1 protein-coding gene is annotated in these 244 nt (G+C 51.6%); it reads right to left on the bottom strand.

Going from position 1 to position 244, the window contains the following annotated elements; genetic code table 11:
• Window positions 1-244: molybdopterin-binding protein (locus B4920_RS27500; protein WP_368664753.1), on the bottom strand; the 244-nt coding region annotated here is incomplete at both ends.

Genomic DNA, 244 nt, shown 5'->3' on the forward strand with positions numbered 1-244 from the left:
GCTTTCGGAGTCTTCGATAATGCCTAAGTCAATGACGTCACAACCTAAACGTTTTGCCATCGCTTTGATGGTGTAACGGTTTGAGTCATAAATACAGTTTGGATTCAGTGCTTCGCCGGGTTGGCTGACTTCATCCCCAGTTGAAAACACGGCTACTGTTGGACGGCGATAAACCGTCACACGGTTAAGGCCGAGGGAGGCTAATAAGCCTTGCTCGGCGGCGCTTAGGCGCGTGGCCTGTGTG

This window comes from Zoogloea sp. LCSB751 (assembly GCF_002028455.1).
In the GTDB taxonomy this organism is placed as follows: domain Bacteria; phylum Pseudomonadota; class Gammaproteobacteria; order Burkholderiales; family Rhodocyclaceae; genus Zoogloea.